Genomic DNA, 17,250 nt, shown 5'->3' with positions numbered 1-17,250 from the left:
ATGCCCGGTCAGGTCGCGGCTTCCAGGCCGTGGGCGAAATGGGCCTGCATGGCGCGGGCCGTGGCCTGGGCATCGCGCGCCACCATCGCCGCCAGGATGGCGCGGTGCTCGTTCAGCGAGTCCTCGATCCGCCCCTGCTTGAGCAGCGAGTTGTGGCGGTTGAGCTTCATCACCTTGCGCAGGTCGGCCACCATCTGGCTGCGCCAGCGGTTATCGGCCAGTTCCAGCAGCAGCATGTGAAAACGCTCGTTCACGGCAAAGAACCGTTCACGTTCGCCGGCGGCCGCCTCCAGTTCGGCATGTAGGTCCTGCAGCGCCTGCAGTTGCGCCGCGGTGGCGGTGGCGGCCACCACGCCGGCCGCGTCGCTCTCCAGCAGGCTCAGCAGGTGGTAGACATCGCGCAGGTCCTTCTCGGACATTTCGGTCACATAGGCGCCACGGCGCACCTTCATCGTGACCAGGCCTTCGGCCGCCAGCACCTTGAGCGCCTCGCGCAGGGGGGTGCGGCTGATGCCGAATTCCTCGGCGATCTTGAGTTCGTCGATCCAGCTGCCGGGCTCCAGCTCACGGCGGAAGATGCGCTGGCGCAATTGCTCGGCGACTTCTTCGTAGAGGGCACGCGGCGTGAGGGTAAGGGCAGACATGGGGCGGATTGTAAGCTCAGAGGAATATTTTGAATCAATAATTATGAATGATGTAAACTCGCCGCCACATCGGGAACCGTCCCCGCGCCGTTTTACGCCTGCAACGCCATCTTCGGAGAAGTTTTCGCCATGAGTGACACCCCCCCCAACAACACTCCCGAATTCGCCGCGTCTTCGCTCGAAGCCTGGGCCAAGGCCGCCGCCAAGTCGGCACCGGGTGGCGACGTCGGCGCCCTCAACTGGGTCACGCCCGACGGCATCACCGTCAAGCCGCTGTACACCGCGCAGGACACGGCGGGCCTGCCATACGCCAACACCTTGCCCGGCTTCGAGCCCTACCTGCGCGGCCCCCAGGCCACCATGTACGCGGTGCGCCCCTGGACCATCCGCCAGTACGCGGGCTTTTCCACCGCCGAGGAATCCAACGCCTTCTACCGCAAGGCGTTGGCCGCAGGCGGGCAGGGCGTGTCGGTGGCGTTCGACCTGGCCACGCACCGGGGCTATGACAGCGACCATCCCCGCGTGACGGGCGACGTGGGCAAGGCCGGCGTGGCCATCGACTCGGTGGAGGACATGAAGATCCTGTTCGACCAGATCCCGCTGGACAAGGTGTCGGTCTCGATGACCATGAACGGCGCCGTGCTGCCGGTGCTGGCGGGCTACGTGGTGGCGGCGGAAGAACAGGGCGTGAGCCAGGACAAGCTCTCCGGAACGATTCAGAACGATATTCTGAAAGAGTTCATGGTGCGCAACACCTACATCTACCCGCCCAAGCCGTCGATGAAGATCATTGGCGACATCATCGAGTACACGGCCAGGAACATGCCGAAGTTCAACTCGATCTCGATCAGCGGCTACCACATGCAGGAAGCTGGCGCCAACCAGGCGCTGGAGCTGGCCTTCACGCTGGCCGACGGCAAGGAATACGTGAAGACCGCCATCGCCAAGGGCATGGACGTGGACGAGTTCGCCGGCCGCCTGAGCTTCTTCTGGGCGATCGGCATGAACTTCTACCTGGAAGTGGCCAAGATGCGCGCGGCGCGCCTGCTGTGGTGCCGCATCATGAAAGAAACCGGCGCCAAGAACCCCAAGAGCCTGATGCTGCGCACGCACTGCCAGACCAGCGGCTGGAGCCTGACGGAGCAGGACCCCTACAACAACATCGTGCGCACCACCATCGAGGCCATGGCGGCCGTGTTTGGCGGCACGCAGAGCCTGCACACCAACGCGCTGGACGAGGCCATCGCGCTGCCCACCGAATTTTCCTCGCGCATCGCGCGCAACACGCAGCTCATCATCCAGGAAGAGACGCACATCACGAATGTGGTGGACCCCTGGGCCGGCAGCTACATGATGGAAAAGCTGACCCAGGACATGGCCGATGCCGCCTGGAAGATCATCGAGGAGGTCGAGGCCATGGGCGGCATGACCCAGGCCGTGGACAGCGGCTGGGCCAAGCTCAAGATCGAGGCCGCCGCCGCCGAGAAGCAGGCGCGCATCGACAGCGGCAAGGACGTGATCGTGGGTGTCAACAAGTACAGGCTGGCCAAGGAAGACCCGGTCGATATCCTGCAGATCGACAACGTCAAGGTGCGAGACGGGCAGATCGAGCGCCTGAAAAATATCCGTGCAAAACGCGATCCAGACCTTGTACAGCAAGCGCTGGATGCTCTTACTTCCGCAGCAGAAAGCGGCGAAGGCAACCTGCTCGACCTGGCCATCAAGGCGGTGCGCCTGCGCGCCACGGTGGGCGAGGTGTCGGATGCGCTCGAGAAGGTTTTTGGGCGCCACCGCGCCGATACGCAAAAGGTGACCGGTGTGTACGCAGCAGCCTATGACTCGGCCGAAGGCTGGGACAAACTCAAGACCGAGATCAACGAATTTGCCGAAAAGGAAGGCCGCCGCCCGCGCGTGATGATCGCCAAGCTGGGCCAGGACGGCCACGACCGGGGCGCCAAGGTGGTGGCCACCGCGTTTGCCGACCTGGGCTTCGACGTGGACATGGGCCCGCTGTTCCAGACGCCCGAGGAGTGCGCGCGCCAGGCGATTGAAAACGACGTGCACGCCGTGGGCGTGAGCACGCTGGCCGCCGGCCACAAGACACTGGTGCCCGCCATCATCCAGTCCCTCAAGGACCAGGGCGCGGACGACATCATCGTGTTCGTGGGCGGGGTGATCCCGGCGCAGGACTATGAGCACCTGTACGAAGCGGGCGTGAAGGGCATCTACGGCCCGGGCACGCCGATTCCGGCCAGCGCCAAGGATGTGCTGGAGCAGATTCGCAAGGCGGTTACCGCTTGAGTTCGCCTTTTCCTTCCGAGCCTTTTCGCCATCCCATGTTTGGCTTTGAAAGCGTTGCGCAAGCAGACTTTGAGTCCATGGCCGACCTGCGTGCAGAGGCCATGCGCGAAAGCCTGGAGCGATTGGGGCGCTTTGACCCCGTGCGGGTGCGGGAAAGGCTTCGCGATGCCTTTGTGCCGGCCTATATGCGGCACATCGTGGCAGGTGGCGAGCGCATTGGTTACCTCACGCTGCTCCCGTATGCGGACCCCGCACGCATGAGGCTGCACCACCTGTACGTCCGACCCGGTCGCCAGGGCCGGGGCGCCGGGGCGTGGGCCCTGGAGTGGGCCAAGGCACAGGGCCGGGCGCTGGGCCAGGACATCACCCTGGGTGCCCTGCGCGGCAGTGGCGCCAACCGCTTTTACGTGCGCAATGGCTTTCAGCTGGTGGAGGAGCAGGAGTTCGACCTGGAGTACCGGTGGAGCCCCGCATTCGAGAAGGCCGCAGCGAGGATGTCGCCATGAACCTCTACCCAGGTGTGCTTGGCCAGCCCGGCCCCACGCAGCGCCGCGCGATGTCCAAGGCCATCACCCTGCTCGAATCGACGCGGGCGGACCACCGCGCCCAGGCGGATGAATTGCTCACGCAGCTGCTGCCCCATACCGGCAAGGCGTTTCGCCTGGGTATCAGCGGCGTGCCCGGCGTGGGCAAGTCCACCTTCATCGAAGCCTTGGGCCTGTACCTGATCGGCCAGGGCCATCGCGTGGCCGTGCTCACCATCGACCCCTCCAGCACCGTCTCGGGCGGCTCCATTCTGGGTGACAAGACGCGCATGGAACACCTGTCGGTGCACGAGAAGGCCTACATCCGCCCCAGCCCCTCCAGCGGCACGCTGGGCGGCGTGGCAGAGAAGACGCGCGAGGCCATGCTGGTCTGCGAGGCCGCGGGCTACGACGTGGTCATCGTCGAAACCGTGGGCGTGGGCCAGAGCGAGATCGCGGTGGCGGGCATGACGGACATGTTCGTGCTCATGCAGCTGCCCAACGCGGGCGACGACCTGCAGGCCATCAAGAAGGGCGTGATGGAGATTGCCGACCTGGTGGTCATCAACAAGGCAGACATCGACAAGAACGCCGCCACGCGCGCCGAGGCGCAGATCACCTCCAGCCTGCGCCTGCTCGGCATGCACGGCAACCCTGACCACGCGACGCACGGCGCGCTGTGGCAACCGCGCGTGCTGCAGATCAGCGCTCTGCTGGGGCAGGGGGTGGATGCTTTCTGGACCACCGTGGCGCTGTTTCGCGACATGCAGTCCACCAACGGCCGCCTGGCAGCGCGGCGCGAAAAGCAATCGCTCGCCTGGATGTGGGAGCGCATCGACGCGGGCCTCAAGCTCGCGTTTCGCCAGCACCCGCAGGTCAGGGAGCTGCTGCCCCAGATGCAGGCCGATGTGGCCGCCGGGCGCATCGCGGCATCGACTGCAGCACGAAATCTGCTGCTGGCGCAATCCAGTACAGCGCAAGCAGCTATCAAATAAATAGTAAACAAACCACCAAATTCACCAAAGGACGACCATGCAAGACATCCTGGATCAACTGGAGAAAAAGCGTGCGCTGGCACGCCTGGGCGGCGGGCAAAAGCGCATCGATGCGCAGCACGCCAAGGGCAAGCTCACGGCGCGCGAGCGCATCGAGCTGCTGCTGGACGATGGCACGTTCGAGGAATGGGACATGTTCGTCGAGCACCGCTGCACCGACTTTGGCATGGAGGACAACAAGATCCCCGGCGACGGCGTGGTGACGGGCTACGGCATGATCAACGGCCGCCTGGTGTTCGTGTTCAGCCAGGACTTCACGGTGTTCGGCGGTGCTTTGAGCGAAACCCACGCCGAAAAGATCTGCAAGGTGATGGACCAGGCCATGAAAGTCGGCGCACCGGTCATCGGCCTCAACGACTCGGGCGGCGCCCGCATTCAGGAAGGTGTGGCGTCGCTGGGCGGCTATGCCGACGTGTTCCAGAAGAACGTGCTGGCCAGCGGCGTGATTCCGCAGATCAGCATGATCATGGGCCCGAGCGCTGGTGGCGCCGTGTACTCGCCCGCCATGACCGACTTCATCTTCATGGTGAAGGACAGCTCGTACATGTTCGTCACCGGCCCCGAAGTCGTGAAGACCGTGACGCACGAAGAAGTCACGGCCGAGGAACTGGGCGGCGCCGTGACGCACACCACCAAGAGCGGTGTGGCCGACATGGCGTTCGAGAACGACGTGGAGGCGCTGATGATGCTGCGCCGCCTGTACAACTACCTGCCCCTGAATAACCGGGAAAAGGCCCCGGTGCGCCCCAGCAACGACCCCGCCGACCGCATGGACCTGAGCCTGGACACCCTGGTGCCCGAGAACCCCAACAAGCCCTACGACATGAAGGAGCTGATCCTCAAGACCGTGGACGACGGAGATTTCTTTGAGCTGCAGCCCGAGTACGCCAAGAACATCCTGATCGGCTTCGCCCGCATGGAAGGCCAGACCGTGGGCATCGTGGCCAACCAGCCGCTGGTGCTGGCGGGCTGCCTGGACATCAAGAGCTCCATCAAGGCCGCGCGCTTCGTGCGGTTCTGTGACGCTTTCAATATCCCCGTGGTCACGTTTGTGGACGTGCCCGGCTTCATGCCCGGCACCAGCCAGGAATACGGCGGCATCATCAAGCACGGCGCCAAGCTGCTGTATGCCTATGCCGAATGCACGGTGCCCAAGATCACCGTCATCACCCGCAAGGCCTACGGCGGCGCGTACGACGTGATGAGCAGCAAACATCTGCGTGGCGACGTGAACCTGGCCTGGCCCAATGCCGAGATCGCGGTGATGGGCGCCAAGGGCGCGGTGGAGATCATCTTCCGCGAAGACAAGAATGACCCCGTGAAGCTGGCTGCACGCGAGGCCGAATACAAGCAGCGCTTTGCCAACCCGTTTGTGGCTGGGGCCCGTGGCTTTATCGACGACGTGATCCTGCCGCACGAGACGCGCAAGCGGATTTGCCGGTCGCTGGTGATGCTGCGCGACAAGAAGCTGGAAAACCCGTGGCGCAAGCACGGGAACATCCCTCTTTGAAGATACCTGTATGCGAATTCAGGATCCTTTGGAGCTATTCAGGTTCGGTCAAGCGTTCAAAGCTTTGCAGCTTATGAGTGTCGAGAGTAAATATGAAGATGTTGAAAGATACTTCGTTTGCTTAGAAGATTTCTTGGAGAAAAACAACTATAAAATTTCAAGTAGAGTTTTTTCGACTACGGTAAAACCAGTATGGATGGAAATAGCCAGGATTTCAACGGGCGAGCATATTGGTGCAAATCGAAAGAAAAAACTCTTGCGAGAAATGAATACGCTATTGCCTACCATCAGAGCGGAATCTGAAGGGCAAAAATTTTTTATTGTTGTTGAGAAAAGATACAGCACCGATAAATTGTTGAACGACATCTGCAGTCTATTCGCAAAAGATGTTTTCGCAAATTTATCAGAGATTGCTCAGTTCGATATAAAACAAGCTGGAAAATGTATCGTGCTTGAATGTCCAACCGCTGCCGCTTTTCATCTGATGCGTGCCTGCGAGGGAGAGATTGCTTCTTTGTATCGCAGGCTTTCTGGAGATGCCAACGTGCCGAATAACGGTACCTGGGGGGATTATGAAAATAAAATTAGAGCGCTACCCAACAAGCCTCCAGATGAATATTTGGAGCAGGTGCGTCATATTAGAAGAAATTTTAGAAATCCTACGCAGCATCCAGATAAAATATATGATATTGATGAGGTGCAGGATTTGTTTAATTTGGCAATTGATCTGATTAATAGAACATCGAGGGTTTGATTATGTTTACGAAAATCCTGATCGCCAACCGTGGCGAAATCGCCTGCCGAGTGATTGCCACGGCCAAGAAAATGGGCATCGCCACCGTCGCCGTCTACTCCGACGCCGACAAGGAAGCCCGCCACGTCAAGCTGGCCGACGAGGCCGTGCACATCGGCGCAGCGCCCTCGCGCGAGTCGTACCTGCTGGCCGACAAGATCATTGCGGCCTGCAAACAAACGGGCGCGCAGGCCGTGCACCCCGGCTATGGCTTCCTGTCTGAGAACGAAGCCTTTGCCAAGCGCTGCGAGGACGAGGGCATTGCCTTCATCGGCCCCAAGGCGTTTTCGATTGCCGCCATGGGCGACAAGATCGCGTCCAAGAAGCTGGCCAACGAGGCCAAGGTCAACACGATTCCTGGCTACAACGACGCCATCGCGGGCCCCGAGCAAGCGGTGGAGATTGCCAAGGGCATTGGCTACCCCGTGATGATCAAGGCCTCGGCCGGCGGCGGCGGCAAGGGCCTGCGCGTGGCGTTCAACGACAAGGAAGCGTTTGAAGGCTTTGCCAGCTGCCAGAACGAAGCCCGCAACAGCTTCGGCGACGACCGCATCTTCATCGAGAAGTTTGTGCAGGAGCCGCGCCACATCGAGATCCAGGTGCTGGGCGACAGCCACGGCAACGTGATCTACCTGAACGAGCGTGAGTGCTCCATCCAGCGCCGCCACCAGAAGGTGATTGAAGAGGCGCCATCGCCCTTCATCAGCGACGCCACCCGCAAGGCCATGGGCGAGCAGGCCGTGCAGTTGGCCAAGGCGGTCAAGTACCAGAGCGCGGGCACGGTGGAGTTCGTGGTCGGCAAGGACCAGGACTTCTACTTCCTCGAAATGAACACCCGCCTGCAGGTGGAGCACCCGGTGACGGAATGCATCACCGGCCTGGACCTGGTGGAGCTGATGATCCGCGTGGCCGCAGGCGAGAAGCTGCCGCTCGCGCAAGCCGACGTGAAGCGCGACGGCTGGGCCATCGAGTGCCGCATCAACGCCGAGGACCCGTTCCGCAACTTCCTGCCATCAACCGGCCGCTTGGTGCGTTTTCAGCCGCCGGAGCAGAGCATGTTCCAGGGCGACACCGACAAGAAGCTGGGCGTGCGCGTGGACACGGGGGTGTATGAGGGCGGCGAGATCCCGATGTACTACGACTCGATGATCGCCAAGCTCATCGTGCACGGCACCGACCGCGACCATGCGATCGCCAAGATGCGCGCAGCGCTCAACGGCTTCGTGATCCGGGGCATCAGCAGCAACATTCCGTTCCAGGCGGCCCTGCTGGCCCACCCGAAATTCGTGACCGGCGAGTTCAACACCGGCTTCATCGCCGAACATTACGGCAAGGGCTTCCACTCCGAGGACGTGCCACACGAGGACCCGCTGTTCCTGGTGGCGCTGGCCGCTTTCATGAACCGCCGCTACCGTGCGCGCGCCTCGGGCATCAGCGGCCAGCTGGCAGGGCACGAGGTGAAGGTGGGCGAGCAGTTCGTGGTGGTCACGCTGGGGGCCGAGGGGCAGAACGAGCACCATGCGGTCTCGGTCACCGACTTCCAGGACAAGTCGGGCTCCAGCGTGGTGGCCGTGGACGGCAAGAGCTACCAGATCAGCAGCGCCGCCACGCTGGGCCAGATCCGGGTGCAAGGCCAGTGCAATGGCGCCGGGTTTACCGCGCAGGTGGAGCGCGGCGTGGGCAAGAACCCGCTGGCCCTGCGCATCGCGCACAACGGCACGCAGATCGATGCGCTCGTGCTGTCACCCCTCGGTGCACGCTTGCACAAGCTGATGCCCTTCAAGGCGCCGCCGGACCTGTCCAGGTTCCTGCTTTCGCCCATGCCCGGCCTGCTGGTGGATGTGGCGGTGCAGCCCGGCCAGAAGGTGCAGGCCGGTGAAAAACTGGCCGTGATCGAGGCCATGAAGATGGAGAACATCCTCTTTGCCGCGCAGGATGGCGTGGTGAGCAAGGTGGTGGCGGGCAAGGGCGAGTCGCTGGCGGTGGACGACGTGATCATTGAGTTCCAGTGATGCCGCCGAGCGCCCCGGTCCGCGCAACACGCTGGCCTGGCCACACACCGCGATGACCGTGGTCTTGCGTGTGCTGCTTGGGCTGGCCGGCGCCGTGCTGCTGGTGGATGGCGCCGTGCTCATGGTCCTGGGGCACCTCGATCTGGGCACCATGCTGCCCGCTGCGTTGGGGGCGGTCTTCCTGGCCCTGGCCGCGTGGTGGACTCCGCTGGCGGGCTGGCGGCACCGTGGGCGGCGGCGCCAGCAGCTGTGGCGCGCGGGCTGGTGGGGCCTGGCGGCCTGGATGGCCAGCCTGGGGGTTTTCTGGGCCTTTCTGGAGAATGCCGGCATCCCGCCTGCGCAGGTGCCGCCCGTGCAGGCCATCGTGGTGCTGGGGGGCGGCATCCAGAACGGGCAACCCCGGCCGGCGCTGGCAGCACGGCTGGACACGGCGGCCGCGCTGGCCCGCCTGCAGCCCACCGCCCTGATCGCCGTGTGCGGCGGCGAGGTATGGGGTGAAACGCACACCGAAGCCGAGGTGATGGCCCGCTATCTGCAGCAGCGCCATGGCGTCGCCGCAGGGCGCCTGGTGCTGGAGGCGGAAAGCACCAGCACCGCGCTGAACCTGGCGCTGGGGCGCCCCCTGCTGCTGGCGCGTGGGGTGCCGGCCACGGCCCCGCTGGCCCTGGTGACCAGCGACTTCCACCTGCCGCGCGCCCTGCGCATCGCGCGAGGCCACGGCTTCACGGCCATGGTGCCGGTGGCGGCGCCCACCCCCCTGGCCACGCGCTACAACGCGCGGCTGCGCGAATACTTCGCCACGCTGAGCAGCTGGGTGCTGCGCGAGGCATGAGGCCAAGCGGCCTTCTGCGCGGAATAGGCCGCTTGCGCTGTACGTAACTGCATTTATAGCTATCAATCAAGGAGCAAATCATGACGGCAAAAGAGCGGCCCTTCAAAGTCCTGGGCATTCAGCAGGTCGCCATCGGCGGCACGGACAAGGCACGCATGAAGACCCTGTGGGTGGACATGCTGGGCCTCACGCAGACGGGCACGTTCCAGAGCGAGCGCGAGAACGTGGATGAAGACATCCTCGCGATGGGGCGGGGCGCCTGGAAGGTGGAGGTGGACATCATGCAGCCGCTGGACATCGACAAGAAGCCCGCCGTGCACACCACGCCGCTCAACCACATCGGCCTGTGGATCGACGACCTGCCCATGGCGGTGGAATGGCTCACTGCCAAAGGCGTGCGCTTTGCGCCCGGCGGCATCCGCAAGGGCGCTGCGGGCTATGACATCACCTTCCTGCACCCCAAGAGCAACGACGAGTTTCCGATCGCTGGCGAAGGCGTTCTGATCGAGCTGGTGCAGGCGCCGGCCGAGGTGATCGCGGCGCTGGGCTGAACAACGGCTGGCTGCCGATGGTGCGGGGGCGACGGCATGCGCCAACGTCGCCCATCGTCAGGCGCCCCTGGGCCACGCGGGGCGGCAGATGGGCACAGATAGCGCCGCGTTGCGGTTGCATCGCGATGGCCGCCCTCCACCACGCGCCAACCTGCCGTCAAATGCGCTGAAAATCCCGTGTTCTGCGCACAAAAAAACAAGGACTTGGGGGCTGTTGGCGACGTACTTTTGTTGGCACTTTTTGTGACCCTTCGGCATGCGTTTGTGCCTTTTTCTCCTCCAGAATCCGCCCACGTCGCCGCGCACCGGCCGGACAACCTCCTGGCCCAGGCCGGCGCGCGCTGTGTAACCCCTGCCGATGGCGGCCCCGTGCCGCCATGGAGCAGATGACTTGAAGGGAACCGATCGCCATGACTTCCATGACCTCCGCCACCGCGGCCACCCAGACCGTTCAGCTGCATCGCCGGCCCGCGTCGCCAGCGCCGCGAGGCCCCTGGAGCGTGGACGCCATCCAGGCGCTGCTCGACAGGCCGCTGATGGACCTTCTTTTCGAAGCGCAGACGGTGCATCGCCAGCACTGGCCCGAGGGAGACATCGAACTGGCCACGCTGCTGTCGGTGAAGACCGGAGGCTGCCCCGAGAACTGTGGCTACTGCCCGCAGGCCGCCGAGTTCGACACCGGTGTGAAGGCCGACAAGCTGATGGAGGTGGACGAGGTGGTGCGGGCTGCCCAGGCCGCGAAGGACGCCGGCGCCACGCGGTTCTGCATGGGTGCGGCATGGCGCGCCCCGAAGGACCGGGACATCGAGAAGGTCAGCGCCCTGATCGGCGCCGTGAAGGGCCTGGGCCTGCAGACCTGCGCCACGCTGGGCATGCTCGAATCGCACCAGGCGCAGGCGCTCAAGGATGCGGGCCTGGACTACTACAACCACAACCTCGACACCGCGCCCGAGTACTACACCGACGTGGTCAGCACCCGCGCCTACCAGGATCGGCTCGACACCCTGCAGCACGTGCGCAGCGCGGGCATCAGCGTGTGCTGCGGCGGCATCGTGGGCATGGGCGAGGCGCCCGTGCACCGCGCGGGGCTCATCGCGCAGCTGGCCAACCTCAGCCCGTACCCCGAGTCCGTGCCCATCAACAGCCTGGTTCGCGTGCCGGGCACGCCGCTGGCCGACAGCGAGCCCATCGACCCGCTGGACTTCGTGCGCATGATCGCCGTCGCCCGCATCACCATGCCCAAGGCCCGCGTGCGCCTGTCCGCGGGGCGCCAGCAGATGGGCGAAGCCGTGCAGGCACTGTGTTTCCTGGCCGGGGCCAATTCGATCTTCTATGGCGACAAGCTGCTGGTGACGGGCAACCCGGATGTGGATGCCGACGTGCGGCTGCTCGCCAAGCTGGGACTGGACGGCCACCGGACGGCGGCGATGGCAGCGCAGGAGGACGGTGGCAGCGTGCAATCTCCTTGCCACCACCCGCATGAAGAGGGCATCTGCGGCTAGGCGCCCTGGCCGCCTGGCACCAGGCGGTCTTCCTCGGTCAGGTCGCTGGCCATGCGGTCGATCTGGGCCTGCAGCGCGTGCTCTCCGTCGGCGAAACGCTGGGCAATGCGCCGGAACTCCTCGGAGAGCGACAGGAAGGCGTCCACCATGTCGGGATCGAAGTGGCTGCCCCGGCCGTCGCGGATGATCTCGACCGCGTGCTCGTGGGAGTAGGCGGGCTTGTAGACCCGCTCGGAGATGAGCGCGTCATACACGTCGGCCACCGCCATCAGCCGTGCTGACAGGGGAATGGTGTTGCCCACCAGCCCCTCGGGATAGCCTGAGCCGTCCCACTTTTCCTGGTGGCTGTAGGCGATCTCCTTGGCGTAGCGGAAGAAGGGGTTGTCCTGCGTGGTTTCGCTTTCGGCCGCCACGATGGCGTCGCGCCCCAGCGTGGTGTGGGTCTTCATGATCTCGAATTCTTCGGGCGTGAGCTTGCCCGGCTTGAGCAGGATGCGGTCGGGTATGCCCACCTTGCCGATGTCGTGCAGGGGGGCGGACTTGAAGATCACCTCGATGGCATCCTCCGTGAGCTCATCGCGAAAGCGCGGGTGGTTTTGCAGCTTGCGGGCCAGCGCTTCCACATAGTGTTGCGTGCGCCGGATGTGGTTGCCTGTCTCGTTGTCGCGCGTTTCCGCCAGCGATGCCATGGCGCGGATGGTGGCGTCCTGCAGTTCGGCCAGGGCACGCGTGCGGTTGGCCACCTCCTGCTCCAGAAAGTGGTTGTGGTGGGCCAGCAGGTCCCGCGCGCGCTTGAGCTGCAGATGGTTGCGCACCCGGGCCATGGTGATGGCGGGGTTGACGGGCTTGGTGATGTAGTCCACGGCGCCCAGCTCCAGTCCCACCGTCTCGTCGTCGGTGGCGCTCATGGCCGTGAGGAAAATCACCGGAATGGCCTCGGTGTCGGCGTTGAACTGCAGGCGCCGCAGCACCTCGTAGCCGTCCATGTCCGGCATCATGATGTCCAGCAGGATCAGGTCGGGTTTTTCGGCCGCCACGATCTGCAGCGCGCGCTCGCCGCTGGGGGCCAGCTTGACCTTGTAGTCCGGCCGCAGAAGGTCGCTCATCAAGGAGAGATTGCCGGGCGTGTCATCCACCACCAGCACCGTGCATTTGCCGCCGCTTGATTCCAATGGACTATTCATGAACTGGGTCCTCCGTGTGTCGTGCGTCGGGAATCCACGCCTGGCGCAGCACCGCGAGTGCGTCGGCGAAGAGATAGTTCTCCAGCAGCCGTTTCATGTCGGCATAGGCGGCGGGCCCCAGCCGGGCCTGCAGGCGGGGGCCGGAGTCCCTGAACAGCTCCACGGCTTCCGAGTCGCTGTCCGCCAGCAAGGCGTCCAGGCGTGCCAGGAGGTCGCGGGCGTGCGCCGCATCCATGGGCGCGTGTGGTGACTCAGGGGGCGCGGCGGCCGCGCTGGTGGCGGCGTCGGACTCGTGGGGCAGGGCTTTCTGCAGGGCCGTCACCAGCGCCTGGCAGGCAGCTTCCACCGGCTGCAGCAAGGCCTCCAGGGGGCCGGCCTGCGCGTTCTGCGCGATGGCCTGTTCCGCGGCATGCGCCAGTTCGGCCAGGCCCACCGCGCCAATGGTGCCTGCCGAGCCTTTCAGCGTGTGCATGGCGCGCCGAGCCGCCTGCGGCTGGCCTTCCGCCAGATGGGCGCGCGTCTCCTGCACGGCGCGGGCCTGGCCGACCACGAACTTGCGCAGCAGGCTTTCGTAGGCGGCGCGTTTGCCCAGCACCCGCCGCAGCCCGGCGGCCGTATGGAGGCCTTCGATGTGTGCCAGGGGGTCGGCTGCCGGCGCCATTGCCGCGGCGGGCGCATCCGCCGTGGGCCGCGCTGCCAGCGCTGCATCGCCGGTGCCCCCCGTGTGGGGCAGTGCAATCCACTGCCGCAGCGCGGCAAACAGGGCCTCCGGGTCGATGGGCTTGGCGATGTGGCCGTTCATGCCGGCGTCCAGGCACTGTTCGCGGTCGCCACTCATTGCGTTGGCCGTCATCGCCAGCACGGGCAGGCGCGCCCAGGCTGGGTTCTCACGCAGCCGGCGGGTGGCCGTGAGGCCGTCCATCACCGGCATCTGCATGTCCATGAGCACGATGTCGTAGGCGCCGCGGGCCAGCATGTCGAGCGCTTCCTGGCCGTTGGCGGCCGCATCCACCACCAGCCCGGCACTGGCCAGCAGTTCGCGGCCCACCTGCTGGTTCAGGTCGTTGTCATCCACCAGCAGCACGCGCGCACCCCGGATCGAGTCCAGGCCTGCGCCCCGCGCCGGGGGCGGCAGGCGCCGCGCTTCGTCCACCCGTTGTGTTCCGCCCAATGCCCGCATGGCGGCATCGAACAGCTGTGATGGGTTCACCGGCTTGGTCAGCATCAGCCCGACGCCCGTGCGGGTGAGTTCGTCCAGCACATCGTCGCGGCCATGCGCGGTGACGATGACGGGGCGGGGAGGGTGGGGCAGCCGTGCGAGCTGGCGGGCGGTTTCGAACCCGTCCATGCCGGGCATTTTCCAGTCGAGAAAGGCGATTTCACAGGGCCGCCCAGCCTCGCCGGCGGCGCGTGCCAGTTCCACGGCCTGGGCCCCTGAGCTGGCGAGCGTCACCGAAAAACTCATGCTGGACAGCAGCTCCGCGAGGATCTGCCGCGCCTGTTCGCTGTCGTCCACCACCAGCACCCGGCGCCCACGCAGGTCGGGCTCCGGCAGCAGCGGGCGCTGGGTGGAGTCTCCCAGGCCGAGCCGCGCAGTGAACCAGAACGTGCTCCCCCGGTCGGGCAGGCTTTGCACGCCCACGTCCCCGCCCATCAGGCCGGCCAGCTTCTTGGAGATGGCCAGCCCCAGCCCGGTACCGCCGTACTTTCGCGTGGTGGAAGTGTCGGCCTGCTCGAAAGAGCGAAACAGCCTTGATTGCTGTTCCTCGGTGAGGCCAATGCCGGTGTCCTGCACCTCGAAGCGCAGCAGCACGCCCTGGGCATCCCGCGCCGCCTCGCGGACCCGCACGATGATCTCGCCCTCGTCCGTGAACTTGACCGCATTGTTGGCGTAGTTGACGAGGATCTGCCCCAGCCGCAGCGGATCTCCCCGCAGGTCGGCGGGCAGGTGCGAGTCCACATCGAACATCAGCTCCAGGCCCTTGGCGGCGCATTTGTCGCTCAGCAGGTTGGCCACGTTGTCGAGCACGCCATGCAGGTCGAAATCCACCACCTCGACCTCGAGCTTGCCCGCCTCGATCTTGCTGAAATCCAGGATGTCGTTGATCAGGCCCAGCAGGTGCTGGCCCGACCGCTGGATCTTCTCGATGTAGTCGCGCTGGCGTGCGGTCAGCTCCGTTCCCAGGGCCAGATGGCTCATGCCGATCACGGCGTTCATGGGCGTGCGGATCTCATGGCTCATGTTGGCCAGGAAGTCGGATTTCATGCGCGATGCATCCTCGGCCTTGGCCTGGGCCACCACCAGTTCATCTTCGTGTTCCCGCAATGCCGCGTTGACCTGCTGCAGCTGCTCCGTGCGCTGGGCCACGCGGGCTTCCAGCGCCTCCTCGTTGCGCCTGAGGGCGTCCACCAGTTCGGCCTGTGCTGCCAGGGCGAGGGATCTGGCCTTTTCGCGCTTGAGAAACTGCCGGGCCATCGCGAACGCGAGCAGGAAGGTCAGGATGGCCTGGAATGCCGTCAACCCGGTGGTCAGCAGTGTCTGGCGCTTCACTTCCGCATTGCGCCGGTCGCCCAGCAGGGCCGAGATGCGCGATGCCTGCAGCGACAGTTCCTGGATGATGTCGCGAAGCCTGTTCAGCTCCACCCGCAAGAGCTTCATGTTCGCGTGGCGGGAGGCCGCGTCGACGCTCTGTCCAAAATGGCTGTCTCCCGCGGCGACAAAGTTCTGCAATGCGTCGAGGGCGTTGCCGTAGATGGGCTCTCCCTGCATCAGGGTGCGGGCGGTACCGCTCTCCAGTGCGCTGAAACGGCTCAGGAACAGGTCGTAGCGCAGCTCCAGGCGGTCGGGGGGCATGCTGGCGGGATCGATCTCGAAATGGTGCAGCGCGTGGTCGAGCTTCTCGTATTCGACACTGAGCTGCAGGAACGACCACAGCGCGTTGACGTCACCCCGGCGCATGACCGCTTCCACGCTGCGGTACTGGTGGTACTGCACGCCGGCGATCGCCACATACGCCACCACCAGGCCCGCAATGATCAGCCGCAGAAGGTGTTTGCTGCGCAGCATGGCGTGGTGCTGGGGATCAAGGGCCCAGGCGCTAGCGGATGCGCAGCACGTTCAGCTGCCAGGCCGCGCGGTTGTAGTACAGCTCGCTGCGCAATTCCGCCTTGGTATCGAACGGGTAGACGATGAAAAGCGGGCCTTTCTCGCGCACGCGCATGGGGCGGTTGTTCATGAGGCGGGCGATGATCACGTCGTGGCGCGTGGCGTCATCCACGGGAATCTCCGTCTTGTAGTCGTTCAGCGCCACGGCCGTGATGCTCGTCCCCTTCGCCCCGACCGCCGCCAGGACATCCCGCAGGAGCGGGCCGGTGAAGGAGACCGCGCTGGGATACCACGGCGTCTGGGTGGAGAAGCTGTGCTGGGGCAGCTTTTCCAGCATCGCCATGTCGAACTGGGCCTGCGAACCGTTGTTCGCCTGGCTGATCGCCCCCTCGATGGTGAGGACCACGGGACCCGCGGGCTTGTCCAGCGCATGGGTTGCGGGCCCTGCCAGCGCGAGTCCGACCAGAACCGCCACTTTCACCCAGCAGGCAACGCAACGTGCCGCCGAAAACCTGGAGAGCATGTCGACCCCCTTTTTTGCAACAGTCTTACAGACCGTCGCTCAAAATGTAAACTGATTTGTGACCGGTGCCTGTTGTTTCAGTGTGAGGTATCGTTTTTGAGCGGCCGCGGTGCGCGCTGCACCCGCCGCCCGCGAGGCTGCCGGGCTGAAGGCGCGCTCTGAAGCATCAAAATCCGAAGGCGCTGCTGAAACCCGGGCCGGCGATGATGTCCCGCGCTGGCGCAGACTTGTTCCCTCGCAACCCATGACACCTGAATCGAAACCACAGCGATGACCATGCCCATCGACACCGCGAGCGACCTCGACCGACTTCGCCGCGCCTCCGACGCTGCCTGCCGCCTGATGAAAGTGCTGTCCAACCCCGACCGCCTTCTCCTCTTGTGCCAGCTCACGCAAGGCGAGAAAAGGGTGGGGGAGCTGGAAGCACTGGTGGGCGTTTCCCAGCCGACCCTGTCCCAGCAACTGGGCGTACTGCGCGAAGAACGCCTGGTGAACACGCGCCGGGAAGGGAAACACATCTACTATGAGATCGCCAGTCCGCAGGCCCTGGCGGTCTTGGACGTGCTGTTCGAGCAATTCTGCGCCGCCCCGCCAGGGGCTCCCTCCATCCCGCCGGGTTGACGGGCGCCTACCGCGTCCGGCGCAAAAAATGGTGTGCAAGGGGCCGCGGCACCGGCACATATTCTCCGCGCAAAGCGCCTTCGCGTTGCTGG

The 17,250-nt window shown here is 64.9% G+C and carries 14 protein-coding genes; 10 read left to right on the top strand and 4 right to left on the bottom strand.

Annotated features, from left to right (window positions below; all coding sequences use genetic code 11):
• Positions 1-8: 8 nt before the first annotated feature.
• Positions 9-644 (bottom strand): GntR family transcriptional regulator, encoded by a 636-nt coding sequence (locus ACAM51_RS01065; RefSeq protein WP_218338561.1) that lies wholly within the window; start codon positions 642-644, stop codon positions 9-11.
• A gap of 129 nt (positions 645-773) precedes the next feature.
• On the opposite strand from ACAM51_RS01065, the gene scpA reads away from it, so the two are divergent.
• The 9 genes from scpA to bioB all read left to right on the top strand — a co-directional run bounded on the left by scpA (position 774) and on the right by bioB (position 11,724).
• Positions 774-2,945 carry a methylmalonyl-CoA mutase gene (gene scpA, locus ACAM51_RS01060; protein ID WP_369642475.1) on the top strand — a complete coding sequence of 724 codons (2,172 nt, stop codon included), beginning with the start codon at positions 774-776 and terminating at the stop codon, positions 2,943-2,945.
• Between the two features lie 77 nt (positions 2,946-3,022).
• Positions 3,023-3,451: a GNAT family N-acetyltransferase gene (locus ACAM51_RS01055; RefSeq protein ID WP_218338563.1), complete on the top strand. Its 429-nt coding sequence runs from the start codon at positions 3,023-3,025 to the stop codon at positions 3,449-3,451.
• Entirely contained in the window at positions 3,448-4,464 is a 1,017-nt protein-coding gene (gene meaB / locus ACAM51_RS01050; RefSeq protein WP_218294993.1) for a methylmalonyl Co-A mutase-associated GTPase MeaB, read from the top strand. Before ACAM51_RS01055 ends, meaB begins: the two co-directional genes overlap by 4 nt.
• Before the next feature lie 37 nt (positions 4,465-4,501).
• Positions 4,502-6,034: an acyl-CoA carboxylase subunit beta gene (locus ACAM51_RS01045; protein ID WP_056062687.1), complete on the top strand. Its 1,533-nt coding sequence runs from the start codon at positions 4,502-4,504 to the stop codon at positions 6,032-6,034.
• Positions 6,035-6,044: 10 nt separating this feature from the next.
• The gene (locus ACAM51_RS01040) at positions 6,045-6,788 is read left to right on the top strand and encodes a hypothetical protein (RefSeq protein ID WP_369642474.1); all 744 of its coding nucleotides are present in this window, start codon (positions 6,045-6,047) and stop codon (positions 6,786-6,788) included.
• A gap of 2 nt (positions 6,789-6,790) precedes the next feature.
• A complete protein-coding gene (locus tag ACAM51_RS01035; protein ID WP_369642473.1) occupies positions 6,791-8,839 on the top strand; it encodes an acetyl-CoA carboxylase biotin carboxylase subunit in 2,049 nt (682 codons plus the stop codon).
• The gene (locus ACAM51_RS01030; RefSeq protein ID WP_369642472.1) at positions 8,826-9,671 is read left to right on the top strand and encodes a YdcF family protein; all 846 of its coding nucleotides are present in this window, start codon (positions 8,826-8,828) and stop codon (positions 9,669-9,671) included. The genes ACAM51_RS01035 and ACAM51_RS01030 overlap by 14 nt, the downstream gene beginning before the upstream one ends.
• 80 nt (positions 9,672-9,751) lie before the next feature.
• Entirely contained in the window at positions 9,752-10,222 is a 471-nt protein-coding gene (locus ACAM51_RS01025; RefSeq protein WP_218294996.1) for a VOC family protein, read from the top strand.
• A gap of 410 nt (positions 10,223-10,632) precedes the next feature.
• On the top strand, positions 10,633-11,724 hold the full coding sequence (gene bioB / locus ACAM51_RS01020) for a biotin synthase BioB (protein ID WP_218294997.1): 1,092 nt from the start codon (positions 10,633-10,635) through the stop codon (positions 11,722-11,724).
• Here the strand turns inward: bioB and ACAM51_RS01015 are convergent.
• The 3 genes from ACAM51_RS01015 to ACAM51_RS01005 are packed head-to-tail and all read right to left on the bottom strand — an operon-like array spanning position 11,721 to position 16,537.
• A complete protein-coding gene (locus ACAM51_RS01015; protein WP_369642471.1) occupies positions 11,721-12,908 on the bottom strand; it encodes an HD domain-containing phosphohydrolase in 1,188 nt (395 codons plus the stop codon). The two genes, bioB and ACAM51_RS01015, sit on opposite strands and share 4 nt — an antisense overlap.
• Positions 12,901-15,975 carry a response regulator gene (locus tag ACAM51_RS01010; RefSeq protein WP_369642470.1) on the bottom strand — a complete coding sequence of 1,025 codons (3,075 nt, stop codon included), beginning with the start codon at positions 15,973-15,975 and terminating at the stop codon, positions 12,901-12,903. Before ACAM51_RS01010 ends, ACAM51_RS01015 begins: the two co-directional genes overlap by 8 nt.
• Before the next feature lie 31 nt (positions 15,976-16,006).
• A complete protein-coding gene (locus ACAM51_RS01005) occupies positions 16,007-16,537 on the bottom strand; it encodes a molybdopterin-dependent oxidoreductase (protein WP_369642469.1) in 531 nt (176 codons plus the stop codon).
• Between the two features lie 276 nt (positions 16,538-16,813).
• On the opposite strand from ACAM51_RS01005, the gene ACAM51_RS01000 reads away from it, so the two are divergent.
• A complete protein-coding gene (locus tag ACAM51_RS01000; protein WP_218295000.1) occupies positions 16,814-17,158 on the top strand; it encodes a helix-turn-helix transcriptional regulator in 345 nt (114 codons plus the stop codon).
• Positions 17,159-17,250 lie beyond the last annotated feature (92 nt).

Origin of the sequence: Acidovorax sp. A79, assembly GCF_041154505.1 — a bacterium.
In the GTDB taxonomy this organism is placed as follows: Bacteria; Pseudomonadota; Gammaproteobacteria; order Burkholderiales; family Burkholderiaceae_C; genus Acidovorax.
This window is presented reverse-complemented; position numbering and strand designations above follow the sequence as displayed.

Bases quoted from the DNA above. Each gene is read 5' to 3' on its own strand.
- ACAM51_RS01000 (WP_218295000.1), top strand. From the start codon at position 16,814: ATGCCCATCGACACCGCGAGCGACCTCGACCGACTTCGCCGCGCCTCC.
- ACAM51_RS01015 (WP_369642471.1), bottom strand. From the start codon at position 12,908: ATGAATAGTCCATTGGAATCAAGCGGCGGCAAATGCACGGTGCTGGTG.
- scpA (WP_369642475.1), top strand. From the start codon at position 774: ATGAGTGACACCCCCCCCAACAACACTCCCGAATTCGCCGCGTCTTCG.
- ACAM51_RS01040 (WP_369642474.1), top strand. From the start codon at position 6,045: ATGCGAATTCAGGATCCTTTGGAGCTATTCAGGTTCGGTCAAGCGTTC.
- ACAM51_RS01035 (WP_369642473.1), top strand. From the start codon at position 6,791: ATGTTTACGAAAATCCTGATCGCCAACCGTGGCGAAATCGCCTGCCGA.
- meaB (WP_218294993.1), top strand. From the start codon at position 3,448: ATGAACCTCTACCCAGGTGTGCTTGGCCAGCCCGGCCCCACGCAGCGC.
- bioB (WP_218294997.1), top strand. From the start codon at position 10,633: ATGACTTCCATGACCTCCGCCACCGCGGCCACCCAGACCGTTCAGCTG.
- ACAM51_RS01010 (WP_369642470.1), bottom strand. From the start codon at position 15,975: ATGCTGCGCAGCAAACACCTTCTGCGGCTGATCATTGCGGGCCTGGTG.
- ACAM51_RS01065 (WP_218338561.1), bottom strand. From the start codon at position 644: ATGTCTGCCCTTACCCTCACGCCGCGTGCCCTCTACGAAGAAGTCGCC.
- ACAM51_RS01055 (WP_218338563.1), top strand. From the start codon at position 3,023: ATGGCCGACCTGCGTGCAGAGGCCATGCGCGAAAGCCTGGAGCGATTG.
- ACAM51_RS01005 (WP_369642469.1), bottom strand. From the start codon at position 16,537: ATGCTCTCCAGGTTTTCGGCGGCACGTTGCGTTGCCTGCTGGGTGAAA.
- ACAM51_RS01025 (WP_218294996.1), top strand. From the start codon at position 9,752: ATGACGGCAAAAGAGCGGCCCTTCAAAGTCCTGGGCATTCAGCAGGTC.
- ACAM51_RS01045 (WP_056062687.1), top strand. From the start codon at position 4,502: ATGCAAGACATCCTGGATCAACTGGAGAAAAAGCGTGCGCTGGCACGC.